9 protein-coding genes are annotated in these 12,411 nt (G+C 70.8%); 4 read left to right on the top strand and 5 right to left on the bottom strand.

What is annotated here, in order from left to right:
• Positions 1-30: 30 nt before the first annotated feature.
• The 4 genes from ACIRB4_RS27300 (at position 31) to ACIRB4_RS27285 (ending at position 5,933) form a co-directional block, all read left to right on the top strand.
• Positions 31-837: an ATP-binding cassette domain-containing protein gene (locus ACIRB4_RS27300; protein WP_403294840.1), complete on the top strand. Its 807-nt coding sequence runs from the start codon at positions 31-33 to the stop codon at positions 835-837.
• Positions 834-2,141, top strand: coding sequence for a sugar ABC transporter permease (locus tag ACIRB4_RS27295; protein WP_403294839.1), 1,308 nt, complete (start codon positions 834-836; stop codon positions 2,139-2,141). Before ACIRB4_RS27300 ends, ACIRB4_RS27295 begins: the two co-directional genes overlap by 4 nt.
• A gap of 205 nt (positions 2,142-2,346) precedes the next feature.
• Positions 2,347-4,266 (top strand): 1-deoxy-D-xylulose-5-phosphate synthase, encoded by a 1,920-nt coding sequence (gene dxs / locus ACIRB4_RS27290; protein WP_403294838.1) that lies wholly within the window; start codon positions 2,347-2,349, stop codon positions 4,264-4,266.
• A 188-nt stretch (positions 4,267-4,454) separates the two neighbouring features.
• Entirely contained in the window at positions 4,455-5,933 is a 1,479-nt protein-coding gene (locus ACIRB4_RS27285) for an amino acid permease (protein ID WP_403294869.1), read from the top strand.
• Here ACIRB4_RS27285 and ACIRB4_RS27280 read toward each other — a convergent pair.
• The 5 genes from ACIRB4_RS27280 to ACIRB4_RS27260 form a co-directional block, all read right to left on the bottom strand.
• A complete protein-coding gene (locus ACIRB4_RS27280) occupies positions 5,930-6,292 on the bottom strand; it encodes an NTP pyrophosphohydrolase (protein ID WP_403294837.1) in 363 nt (120 codons plus the stop codon). The genes ACIRB4_RS27285 and ACIRB4_RS27280 overlap by 4 nt on opposite strands.
• Positions 6,293-6,304: 12 nt before the next feature.
• On the bottom strand, positions 6,305-7,375 hold the full coding sequence (locus tag ACIRB4_RS27275; RefSeq protein ID WP_403294836.1) for an LCP family protein: 1,071 nt from the start codon (positions 7,373-7,375) through the stop codon (positions 6,305-6,307).
• A 129-nt stretch (positions 7,376-7,504) separates the two neighbouring features.
• Entirely contained in the window at positions 7,505-9,634 is a 2,130-nt protein-coding gene (locus tag ACIRB4_RS27270; RefSeq protein WP_403294835.1) for a 3-hydroxyacyl-CoA dehydrogenase NAD-binding domain-containing protein, read from the bottom strand.
• Positions 9,631-10,857: a thiolase family protein gene (locus ACIRB4_RS27265; RefSeq protein WP_403294834.1), complete on the bottom strand. Its 1,227-nt coding sequence runs from the start codon at positions 10,855-10,857 to the stop codon at positions 9,631-9,633. The genes ACIRB4_RS27270 and ACIRB4_RS27265 overlap by 4 nt, the downstream gene beginning before the upstream one ends.
• A 199-nt stretch (positions 10,858-11,056) precedes the next feature.
• Positions 11,057-12,340 carry a ribonuclease D gene (locus ACIRB4_RS27260; protein ID WP_403294833.1) on the bottom strand — a complete coding sequence of 428 codons (1,284 nt, stop codon included), beginning with the start codon at positions 12,338-12,340 and terminating at the stop codon, positions 11,057-11,059.
• Between the last annotated feature and the right edge of the window lie 71 nt (positions 12,341-12,411).

The raw sequence follows: 12,411 nt of genomic DNA, 5'->3' as shown, positions 1-12,411 counted from the left end.
ACCATCCCCGCCGGTCAGGCGGCGAAGGAGATGATTCACGTGTCCGCTACGCCCGTGCTGGCGTTGCGCGGGGTCTCCAAGCGGTTCGGCGCCGTCCAGGTGCTCACCGATGTCGAACTGGAGATCCATGCCGGAGAGGTCGTCGCCCTCGTGGGCGACAACGGCGCCGGCAAGTCGACCCTCGTCAAGACGATCTCGGGTGTCCACCCGATCGACGAGGGCACCATCGAGTGGGACGGCCGGCCCGTCCAGATCACCAAGCCGAACGACGCCCAGGCCCTCGGTGTCGCCACCGTCTACCAGGACCTGGCGCTCTGCGACAACCTCGACGTCGTCGCCAACCTCTTCCTCGGCAACGAGCTGGGCTCCGCGTCCGTCCTCGACGAGATCGCGATGGAGAAGCGCGCCAAGGAGCTGCTGGACACCCTGTCCATCCGCATCCCCTCCGTCCGCATCCCCGTCGCGGCGCTCTCCGGCGGTCAGCGCCAGGTCGTCGCCATCGCCCGCGCCCTGATCGGCGACCCCAAGATCGTGATCCTGGACGAGCCGACCGCCGCCCTCGGCGTCGAGCAGACCGCACAGGTGCTCGACCTGGTGGAGCGGCTGCGCGAGCGTGGCCACGGCGTCATCCTCATCAGCCACAACATGGCCGATGTGCGCGCCGTCGCGGACCGGGTCGCGGTCCTGCGCCTGGGCCGCAACAACGGCGACTTCAAGGTCGCCGACACCAGCCACGAGACGATCATCGCCGCCATCACCGGTGCCACGGACAACGCCGTGACCCGTCGGCAGGCCCGTACGGCCACGGCCACGGCCACGAAGGAGGACGCGAAGTGAGCGACCTCGCCAAGACCCCCGAGCCCACGACGGCTCCGGACGCCACTCCGGCCCCGGCCGCCTCCGCCGCCCCCGTCCCCGCCGTCGACCCGCGCCTGCTGGTCCGCGAGGAGGGCCTCAAGGGCTACTGGACCGAGTTCAACCGCAAGATCCGCGGCGGCGAACTCGGCTCCCTGCCCGTCGTCCTGGGCCTGATCGTCATCGCGATCGTCTTCCAGGTCCAGAACGGCAACTTCCTCTCCGCGAGCTCCGTCGCCAACATCGCGGTGTACTCCTCCGGCCTCGGCATCATGGCCGTCGGCATCGTCTTCGTCCTCATCCTGGGCGAGATCGACCTGTCGATGGGCTCCGTCGCCGGCGTCGGCGCGGCCGTCTGGGCCGTGCTCAGCGTCACCAACGGCGTGAACGACCTGCTGTCGGTCGTCCTCGCCGTGGCCTCCGGTCTCCTCATCGGCCTGCTGCACGGCTTCTTCTTCGCCAAGATCGGCGTCCCGGCCTTCGTGGTCACCCTCGCCGGCTTCCTCGGCTGGAGCGGTCTGCAGATCTGGCTGATGGGCCAGGAGGGCTCGATCAACGCCCCCTCCGGCTCCATCGTGGAGAGCCTCACCGCGTACTACTTCGAGGACAAGGCCGCCGCGTACGGCCTCGCCCTCGTGGCGGTCCTCGCCTACGCCGGCTCGCTGCTCCTGGACGCCAAGCGCCGCAGGGCCGCCGCCCTGCCGTCCCGGCCCGTCAGCGAGATCGTGCTGCGCACGGCCGTCGTCGCAGTCCTCTGCTTCGTCGTCGCCTACGTCCTGAACGAGCCCCAGGGCGCCCGCGGCCTGCCGCTGGCCCTCGTCCTCTTCCTGGCCGTCCTGGTGATCGCCGACTTCGTCGCCCGCCGCACCCTGTTCGGCCGCAAGGTCTTCGCGGTCGGCGGCAACGCCGAGGCCGCCCGCCGCGCCGGTATCAACGTCGACCGGATCCGGATCGTCGTCTTCGGCGTCTCCGGCATGCTCGCCGCCTTCGGCGGCCTCTTCGTGGCCAGCCTCTCCGGCGGCGCCACCAAGAGCCTCGGCAGCGGCAACACGCTGATGCTGGTCATCGCGGCCGCCGTCATCGGCGGCACCAGCCTCTTCGGCGGCCGCGGCAAGGTCTGGTCGGCGCTCCTGGGCATGATCGTCATCCAGTCGATCCAGCAGGGCCTGAACATGATCGGCATGGCCAACGAGATCCAGTACATGATCACCGGCGCGGTGCTCCTCGCCGCCGTCGTGATCGACTCGGTCTCCCGCCGTACGCAGAAGACCGCGGGCCGCGCGTAGCCGCGTAACCCTCGCCACAGTGTCCGGCGCCGCAGAACCGGCGCCGGGCACTGCTGCGTCTGGCCCTGTGTACCGCCCGTACGCCCACCGGTGTGTCCGCCGCACGAGTGACGCGGAACCCGCCGCCCGATGACGACGGCCACCGGCGGAACATTAGACTCGACAAATCGGCAAGCTCGACCAGCTCAATGGCAAGGAGGCACGGGTGGCATTGCTGACCCGTATCAGGGGACCGCGCGATCTGGACCGGCTCTCCCCGGAGCAGCTGGAGCAGCTGGCGGAGGAGATCCGGACGTTTCTCGTGGACGCCGTCTCCAAGACCGGCGGTCACCTGGGGCCCAACCTCGGCGTGGTCGAGCTGACCATCGCCCTGCACCGCGTCTTCGACTCCCCCAAGGACAAGGTCCTCTTCGACACCGGCCACCAGAGCTACGTCCACAAGCTGCTCACGGGCCGCCAGGACTTCTCCCGGCTCAAGATGAAGGGCGGCCTGTCCGGCTACCCCTCGCAGGCCGAGTCCGAGCACGACATCATCGAGAACTCGCACGCCTCCACCGTCCTCGGCTGGGCCGACGGCCTGGCCAAGGCCAACGAGGTCCTCAAGAAGGACGACCACGTCGTCGCCGTCATCGGCGACGGGGCCCTCACGGGCGGCATGGCCTGGGAGGCGCTGAACAACATCGCCGCCGCCAAGGACCGCCCGCTCGTCATCGTCGTCAACGACAACGAACGGTCCTACGCGCCGACCATCGGCGGGCTCGCCAACCACCTGGCCACCCTCCGGACGACCGACGGCTACGAGCGCTTCCTCGCCCGCGGCAAGGACATCCTGGAGCGCACCCCGGTCGTCGGGAGGCCGCTCTACGAGACGCTGCACGGCGCCAAGAAGGGCCTGAAGGACTTCATCGCCCCGCAGGGCATGTTCGAGGACCTCGGCCTGAAGTACGTCGGTCCCATCGACGGCCACGACATCGAGGCCCTGGAGTCCGCCCTCACGCGCGCCAAGCGCTTCGGCGGCCCCGTGATCGTCCACTGCCTCACCGAGAAGGGCCGCGGCTACCAGCCCGCCCTGGCGGACGAGGCCGACCGCTTCCACGCCGTCGGCAAGATCCACCCCGACACCGGGCTGCCGATCGCCTCCTCCGGCGCCGACTGGACCTCGGTCTTCGGCGAGGAGATGGTCAAGCTCGGCAAGGAGCGCGAGGACATCGTCGCGATCACCGCGGCCATGCTCCAGCCCGTCGGCCTGGACAAGTTCGCCAAGGCCTTCCCGGAGCGGGTGTACGACGTCGGCATCGCCGAGCAGCACGCCGCCGTCTCCGCCGCCGGCCTCGCCACCGGCGGGCTCCACCCGGTCTTCGCCGTCTACGCGACCTTCCTCAATCGCGCCTTCGACCAGGTCCTGATGGACGTGGCCCTGCACAAGTGCGGCGTCACCTTCGTCCTGGACCGCGCCGGTGTCACCGGCACCGACGGCGCCTCCCACAACGGCATGTGGGACATGTCGATCCTCCAGGTCGTCCCCGGCCTGCGGCTCGCCGCCCCGCGCGACGCCGACCAGGTCCGCGCCCAGCTGCGCGAGGCCGTCGAGGTCACCGACGCCCCGACCGTCGTCCGCTTCTCCAAGGGCGCCGTCGGCCCCGCCGTACCGGCCCTGCGCCGCATCGGCGGCATGGACGTGCTCCGCGAGCCCGGCAGCGACCGTCCGGACGTCCTCCTCGTGTCCGTCGGCGCCCTGGCGCCGATGTGCCTGGAGATCGCGGGCCTGCTCGACGCGCAGGGCATCTCCACCACCGTCGTCGACCCGCGCTGGGTCAAGCCGGTCGACGAGGCGATGGCCCCGCTCGCCGAGCAGCACCGGGTCGTCGTCACGGTCGAGGACAACAGCAGGGTCGGCGGTGTCGGCTCCGCCGTTGCGCAGGCGCTGCGCGACGCGGGCGTGGACGTACCGCTGCGCGACTTCGGCATTCCGCCGCGCTTCCTCGACCACGCCTCCCGCAAGGAGGTCATGGCAGAGATCGGGCTCACCGCCCCGGACATCGCCCGCCAGGTCACGGGACTCGTCTCGCGCCTCGACGGCCGGTACGAGGACAGCGCGAAGGCAGTGGAGCCCGCCCGCGACTGACCCCGCCACGCAGCATCGCCATTGGGCCGGTCGGACCACCTCAGGGGTGGCCGACCGGTCCTTTCGTGTGAAAGCCGCTCTCCTGGACGCGCGCCGCCACCCCCACCTCTCGATCATGGGGCTGTGACCGACGGCACGGAGGTACGACGGTGAGCACGGACCAGCAGCCGCCACAGGCGCGCTCCGGCATGTTCCGGACCAAGACGGTCGAGCAGTCGATCCGAGACACGGAAGAGCCCGAGCACGCGCTCAAGAAATCACTCTCCGCCTGGGACCTGACCGTCTTCGGCGTCGGAGTCATCATCGGCACCGGCATCTTCGTGCTCACCGGCAAGGTGGCCAAGGAGAACGCGGGCCCCGCCACCGCGCTCGCCTTCGTCGCCGCCGGCATCGTCTGCGCGCTCGCTGCCCTGTGCTACGCCGAGTTCGCCTCGACGGTCCCCGTCGCCGGATCGGCGTACACCTTCGCGTACGCCTCCATGGGCGAACTGCCCGCCTGGATCATCGGCTGGGACCTCGTCCTGGAGTTCGCGCTCGGCACGGCGGTGGTCGCGGTCGGCTGGTCCGGATACGTCCGCTCGCTGATGGACAACATCGGCTGGCATCTACCCGCGGCCCTCGAAGGGCCGGACGTGCCCGACGGCACCTTCGACATCCTGGCCTTCCTGCTGGTCCTCGTGCTGACCGTGATCCTGGTCCTCGGGATGAAGCTCTCCGCCCGGATCACCGCGCTCGTCGTGGCCATCAAGGTCACCGTCGTCATGATCGTGATCATCGCGGGTCTCTTCTTCATCGTGGGCGACAACTACGACCCGTTCATCCCCCCGGCCGTGACCCCGACCGACGGCGCGTCCGGCTGGGACTCCCCGCTGGTCGAGCTGATCTTCGGCTACGAGCCCACCAACTTCGGCGTGATGGGCATCTTCACCGCCGCCTCCGTCGTCTTCTTCGCCTTCATCGGCTTCGACGTGGTCGCCACCGCCGCCGAGGAGACCAAGCTCCCGCAGCGCGACATGCCCCGCGGCATCCTCGGCTCGCTGTTCATCTGCACCGTGCTGTACGTCGCCGTCGCGCTGGTCGTGACCGGTATGCAGCACTACAGCCGGCTGTCGGTGAGCGCCCCGCTCGCGGACGCCTTCAAGGCCACCGGGCATCCCTTCTACGCCGGTGTGATCAGCTTCGGTGCGGCCGTCGGTCTCACCACCGTCTGCCTCATCCTGCTGCTCGGCCAGACGCGCGTGTTCTTCGCGATGAGCCGTGACGGACTGCTGCCGCGCTTCTTCTCCGTCACGCACCCCCGCTTCAGGACCCCGTACCGCCCCACCATCCTGCTCGGCGTGATCATCGCGATCGTCGCGGGCTTCACCAGCATCGACGAGCTGGCGACCCTGGTGAACATCGGCACGCTCTTCGCCTTCGTGATCGTGGCCGCCGGTGTGATCGTGCTGCGCCGCAACCGCCCCGACCTGCCCCGCGCGTTCCGCGCCCCGTGGGTGCCGGTGCTCCCGATCGCCTCCATCGCCGCGTCGCTCTGGCTGATGCTCAACCTGCCCGGCGAGACCTGGTTCCGCTTCGCCGTCTGGATGGCGATCGGCATCGTCGTCTACTTCCTGTACGGACGCGGCCACAGCCGCCTCGGCAAGGCCGGCCCGAACGCGAAGTACTAACGCTCCGGGAGAGCGCGGGGGCCCACGCACCGGGCCCCGTGCTCGCCCACCCGCCGCCGCAGTTCACGGTCGGCCGTGACCACCAGGCACGGCCGGCCGGCCGCGTCCCGGGCCAGTTCGACGATCCGGTCGTCACCGCTGCCGGACGCGTCCTCCACCCGTACCCCCGGCACCGACGCGACGCCCCGGGCCTGTCCCTCGACGACGAGGACGATCTCGAAGGGGCCGCCTTCCGGCCCGCCCCGGTCCGCGAGCCGGTCGCGCAGCCGCTCGGCGGCGCCGCGCCGGTCGCGCCACCACTGGTCGGGCACGGAGCCGACGACATTGGCGCCGTCGACGATCAGAAGAGGCAGATCCATCCGTCCAGGATGTCAGCCTCCGGTGGCCGGGGACCTCTTCGCCGACTCCGGGATGGGCAGGTCCGCGCGGATCGCCTGCCACAGCCGGGAGGCGTTCGGCTCGGCGGCGACGACCCGGTTCGGGTCCTGCTTGTCGTACGCCACCGGCAGCATGATCGTCTCCATGGCGGCCGGGTCGACACCGTTCATGGAGCGGGCGAACTCGCTCAGCGCGGTCAGCGAAGCCAGGTCGGAGTCGGTGGTGAGCGCCTTGGTGGCCGAGTCGGCGATCTTGTAGGTCTTGGCCGGGCTGCCGAGCAGGTCCTGCTTCTTCACCTCGGTGAGCAGGGCCATCAGGAACTTCTGCTGGTTCCCGATGCGGCCGAGGTCGCTGCCGTCCTTGACGCCGTACCGGGTCCGTACGTACGCGAGGGACTGCGTGCCGTTCAGCCGCTGCGGACCGGCCGCGAGGTCCAGCCCGCCCGGGCCGTTCTCGATGGGCTCGTCGAGGTGGACGGTGACCCCGCCGATCGCGTCGACCAGGTCCTTGAAGCCGGCGAAGTCGATCTCCATGTAGTGGTCGAGCCGGACACCCGACATCGTCTCGACCGTCTTCACGACACACGCCGGACCGTACTGCGCGTACACCGAGTTGAACATCACCCGCTGGGCGGACGGGGCCGTACCGCCGTCGGGCTTCCGGCACACCGGCCGGGTGACGAGCGTGTCGCGCGGGATGCTGATCGCGGTGGCCCGGGTCCGGCCCTCGGGTATGTGCACCACCAGCGCGGTGTCCGAGCGGGCCCCGGCCACCGTGCCGCCGTCCAGCGCCCCGTTGGCGCCCGCCCGCGAGTCCGAGCCGAGCACCAGCAGGTTCTGCCCGGTGGTCGGCCGCCGCGGCGGACGGTCGTCGCCGAGCGCCTTGTCGAGATCGACGCCCTTGATGTTGCCGTCGATGCGGGAGTAGCTCCAGTACCCGCTGGAGCCCACGCCCACCACGGCGATCAGCAGGGTCCACAGCAGAGCGCGTCGGACGCGCTGCCCGCGCGTGCGGGGTCCGCGCCGGGAGGCGCGCCCACGGGACGAGGTCGGTATCTCCGTCATGGGTTCGCACTATAGACAGGCTTTCGACTCCCGTCGGCGGTACGGGACTTCGGGCCGCCCTCGGACGGACGGCGGCCCCGGCACCGGGAAGAGGTGCCGGGGCCGCCGGATCCGCGTGCCGTGCCGGGGTTACGCCGGGACGCTCGCCACGCCCAGGGCGAGGAAGCGCTTGCCGTTCACCCGCTCGGAGACGCCCTCACGGTCCAGGTACGGCGTGATGCCGCCCAGGTGGAAGGGCCAGCCCGCGCCCGTGATCAGGCAGAGGTCGACGTCCTGCGCCTCGGCGACGACACCCTCCTCCAGCATCAGGCCGATCTCCTGCGCCACCGCGTCCAGGACGCGGTCGCGGACCTGCTCCTCCGTCAGGACGACGTCGCCCTGCTTCAGGAGCGCGGCGACCTCGGGGTCCAGCTCCGGCTTGCCGGAGTCGTAGACGTAGAAGCCGCGCTTGCCGGCCTTGACGACGGCGGCAAGGTTCGGGGAGACCTTGAAGCGGTCCGGGAACGCCTTGTTGAGCGTCTCGGAGACGTGCAGACCGATGGCCGGGCCGACGAGCTCCAGGAGGACCAGCGGCGACATCGGCAGGCCGAGCGGCTCGATGGCCTTCTCGGCCGTCTCGACCGGGGTGCCCTCGTCGATGACGTTCTGGATCTCGCCCATGAAGCGGGTCAGGATGCGGTTCACGACGAACGCCGGGGCGTCCTTGGTGAGGACCGCGGTCTTCTTCAGCTTCTTCGCCACGCCGAAGGCGGTGGCGAGCGAGGCGTCGTCCGTCTTCTCGCCGCGCACGATCTCCAGGAGCGGGAGGATCGCGACCGGGTTGAAGAAGTGGAAGCCGACCACGCGCTCCGGGTGCTGGAGCTTGGAGGCCATCTCCGAGACGGAGAGCGAGGAGGTGTTGGTGGCGAGGATCGCGTGCGCCGGGGCGACCGCCTCGACCTCCGCGAACACCTTCTGCTTGACGCTCATCTCCTCGAACACGGCCTCGATGATGAAGTCCGCGTCCGCGAAGCCCTCGGCCTTGTCCAGGACACCGGAGACCAGGCCCTTGAGACGGTTGGCCTTGTCCTGGTTGATCCGGCCCTTGCCGAGCAGCTTCTCGATCTCGGCGTGGACGTAGCCCACACCCTTGTCGACGCGCTCCTGGTCGATGTCGGTCAGCACGACCGGCACCTCCAGGCGGCGCAGGAAGAGCAGGGCCAGCTGCGAGGCCATCAGACCGGCGCCGACGACGCCGACCTTGGTGACCGGGCGGGCCAGGGACTTGTCCGGGGCACCGGCCGGGCGCTTGGCCCGCTTCTGCACCAGGTTGAAGGCGTAGATGCCCGAGCGCAGCTCGCCGCCCATGATCAGGTCCGCGAGGGCCTGGTCCTCGGCGTCGAAGCCCTTCTGCAGGTCGCCGTCCTTGGCCGCCGCGATGATGTCCAGGGCGCGGTACGCGGCCGGGGCCGCACCGTGCACCTTGGAGTCGGCGATGAACCGGCCCTTGGCGACGGCCGCGTCCCAGCCCTCACCGCGGTCGACCTCGGGACGCTCGACCGTGACGGTCCCGTTGAGGACGGAGGCCGTCCAGATCAGCGACTGCTCCAGGAAGTCGGCGCCCTCGAAGATGGCGTCGGCGATGCCGAGTTCGAAGACCTGCGCGCCCTTGAGCTGGCGGTTCTGGTTCAGTGAGTTCTCGATGATGACCGAGACGGCCTTGTCGGCACCGATCAGGTTCGGCAGGATCGCGCAGCCGCCCCAGCCCGGGACCAGACCGAGGAAGACCTCGGGCAGCGAGAAGGCCGGCAGGGCCTTGGAGACGGTGCGGTAGGTGCAGTGCAGACCGACCTCGACACCGCCGCCCATCGCAGCGCCGTTGTAGTACGCGAAGGTCGGCACGGCGAGCGACGACAGACGCTTGAAGACGTCGTGGCCGCCCTTGCCGATGGCGAGCGCGTCCTCGTGCCGCTTCAGCAGCTCGACACCCTTGAGGTCGGCGCCGACGGCGAAGATGAACGGCTTGCCGGTGAGGCCGACGCCGACGATCTCACCGTTCGCGGCCTCGGCCTCGACCTGGTCGATGGCGGTGTTGAGGTTCGCCAGCGACTGCGGGCCGAAGGTGGTCGGCTTGGTGTGGTCGAAGCCGTTGTCCAGCGTGATCAGCGCGAACCGGCCCGCTCCGGCGGGCAGTTCGAAGTGCCGTACGTGGGCACTGGTGACGACCTCGTCCGGGAACAGCTCGGCCGCACCCTTCAAAAGCTCTGCGGTGGTGCTCACTTGCTGCCTCCGGCGTCCTTGTGGTTCGGGTTCTCCCAGATCACGGTGGCGCCCATGCCGAAGCCGACGCACATCGTGGTGAGGCCGTAGCGGACCTCCGGCTGCTCCTCGAACTGGCGGGCCAGCTGAGTCATCAGACGCACACCCGAGGAGGCCAGCGGGTGACCGTAGGCGATCGCGCCGCCGTACTGGTTGACGCGGGCGTCGTCGTCGGCGATGCCGTAGTGCTCCAGGAAGGCCAGGACCTGGACCGCGAACGCCTCGTTGATCTCGAAGAGGTCGATGTCCTCGATCGAGAGGCCGGCCTTGGCGAGGGCCTTCTCGGTCGCGGGGATCGGGCCGTAGCCCATGACCTCCGGCTCGACGCCGGCGAAGGCGTACGAGACGAGGCGCATCTTGACCGGGAGGCCGTTCTCGCGGGCGAAGTCCTCGGAGGCGATGATCGAGGCGGTGGCGCCGTCGTTGAGACCGGCCGCGTTACCGGCGGTGACGTTGCCGTGGACGCGGAACGGCGTCTTCAGGTTCGCCAGCGACTCCAGGGTCGTGCCCGGGCGCATCGGCTCGTCGGCGGTGACCAGGCCCCAGCCGGTCTCGCCGGCCTCCGGGCTGGTGCGGCGCACCGAGACGGGCACGAGGTCCTGCTGGATCTTGCCGTCGGCGTACGCCTTGGCGGCCTTCTCCTGCGAGCGCACGGCGTACTCGTCGGCGCGCCGCTTGGTGATGCTCGGGTAGCGGTCGTGCAGGTTCTCGGCGGTCATGCCCATGAACAGGGCGGACTCGTCGACCAGCTTCTCGCTCACGAAGCGCGGGTTCGGGTCGACGCCCTCGCCCATGGGGTGACGGCCCATGTGCTCGACACCACCGGCGATGACGGCGTCGTACGCGCCGAAGGCGATCGAACCGGCGACGCTGGTCACGGCGGTCAGCGCGCCGGCGCACATGCGGTCGATGGAGTAGCCCGGGACGGACTGCGGCAGCCCGGCGAGGATGCCGGCGGTGCGGCCGAGGGTCAGACCCTGGTCACCGATCTGCGTGGTCGCCGCGATCGCGACCTCGTCGATCTTCGCGGGGTCGAGGCCGGGGTTGCGGCGCAGCAGCTCCCGGATGGCCTTCACGACGAGGTCGTCGGCGCGGGTCTCGTGGTAGATGCCCTTCGGGCCCGCCTTGCCGAACGGGGTGCGGACGCCGTCGACGAAGACGACGTCCCTGACGGTACGAGGCACGATGGCTCTCCTCCAGGTGCGGGATGGCACTGCACTGCTGCCGCGCACGCCTAAGCGCGCGCTTGCTCCCCCATGCTACTTGCGGGTAACCATGCTGCCCAGCCCCTGGGGGTGGAGCGGCGAAGGTCACACCGGAACGGGGGTACGCGAAAGCCCCCGGCGCGGGGCGCCAGGGGCTTCTCGTCGGGGCGGAACACGGTTACGCGGTCGCCGACAGCGCCGTCAGCAGGAGCGGGGTCACCAGCTCCACCTGCCAGTGGCGGGCGCCGTAGCCGGTGAGGGCGGCGGCGACCGTGTCGGGGGTGGCCGGCGCCGGCGGTTCCCAGCACAGGCGGCGGACCGTGTCCGGGGTGATCAGGTTCTCCTGCGGCAGGTTCAGCTCCTCCGCCAGGGCCGAGACCGACGCGCGCGCCGCCGAAAGCCGGGCGGCGGCAGCCGGGTCCTTGTCCGCCCAGGCGCGCGGCGGCGGCGGGCCGGCGACCTGCTGGCCGGGCTGCGGAAGCTCATGGTCCGGCAGAGCCTTCGCCCGCTCCACGGCGGCCTGCCACTGCTCCAGCTGGCGGCGGCCCATGCGGTGGCCGAAGCCCGGCAGCGCCGTGAGGGCCGCGACGTTCGGCGGCACTGCCAGGGCGGCCTCCACGATCGCCGCGTCGCTCAGCACCTTGCCGGGGGAGACGTCCCGGCGCTGGGCGATCCGGTCCCGGGCCGTCCACAGCTCGCGCACCACCGCCATCTGGCGACGGCGTCGCACCTTGTGCATGCCGGACGTGCGCCGCCACGGGTCGACGCGCGGCGGGGCGGGCGGGGCCGAGGCGATCGCGTCGAACTCCTGCCGGGCCCAGTCCAGCTTGCCCTGCCGGTCGAGCTCCTTCTCCAGCGCGTCACGCAGGTCGACGAGCAGCTCGACGTCCAGCGCGGCGTACCGAAGCCAGGGCTCGGGCAGCGGGCGGGTGGACCAGTCCACCGCGGAGTGGCCCTTCTCCAGGGCGTAGCCGAGGACGGACTCGACCATCGCCCCGAGGCCGACGCGGGGGAAGCCCGCGAGCCGTCCGGCCAGCTCGGTGTCGAAGAGACGCGTGGGCACCATGCCTATGTCACGCAGGCAGGGCAGGTCCTGGGTGGCGGCGTGCAGGATCCACTCGGTCCCGGCGAGCGCCTCGCCGAGGCCGGAGAGGTCGGGGCAGCCCACCGGGTCGATGAGCGCGCTGCCCGCGCCCTCGCGGCGCAGCTGGACGAGGTAGGCGCGCTGGCCGTAGCGGTAGCCGGAGGCGCGCTCGGCGTCCACGGCGACCGGGCCGCGGCCGGCGGCGAAGGCGGCGATCACGTCGGCCAGGGCCTCGTCGGTCGCCACCACGGGCGGGATGCCCTCGCGGGGCTCCAGCAAGGGGATCGGCAGCCCGTTCGCAGGGACGTCGTCGTCCGGAGGGGCGCCCCCGGTGGTTCGCAGTGCTGTGTCTGCTGCGGTCTCTTGGGCGTCGGTCACCTGTCAAGGGTATCTGCGAACGGCAAGCGCCTGCCGACGGAACGTTCCGTCGGCAGGCGCCGATCTTGCCT

Source organism: Streptomyces sp. NPDC093600 (genome assembly GCF_044764755.1).
GTDB lineage: Bacteria > Actinomycetota > Actinomycetes > Streptomycetales > Streptomycetaceae > Streptomyces.
Note: the sequence above shows the minus strand (reverse complement) of the source record. Positions and strands in the feature narration are given on the sequence as shown.

Bases quoted from the DNA above. Each gene is read 5' to 3' on its own strand.
- ACIRB4_RS27285 (WP_403294869.1), top strand. From the start codon at position 4,455: ATGTTCCGGACCAAGACGGTCGAGCAGTCGATCCGAGACACGGAAGAG.
- ACIRB4_RS27300 (WP_403294840.1), top strand. From the start codon at position 31: ATGATTCACGTGTCCGCTACGCCCGTGCTGGCGTTGCGCGGGGTCTCC.
- ACIRB4_RS27280 (WP_403294837.1), bottom strand. From the start codon at position 6,292: ATGGATCTGCCTCTTCTGATCGTCGACGGCGCCAATGTCGTCGGCTCC.
- ACIRB4_RS27275 (WP_403294836.1), bottom strand. From the start codon at position 7,375: ATGACGGAGATACCGACCTCGTCCCGTGGGCGCGCCTCCCGGCGCGGA.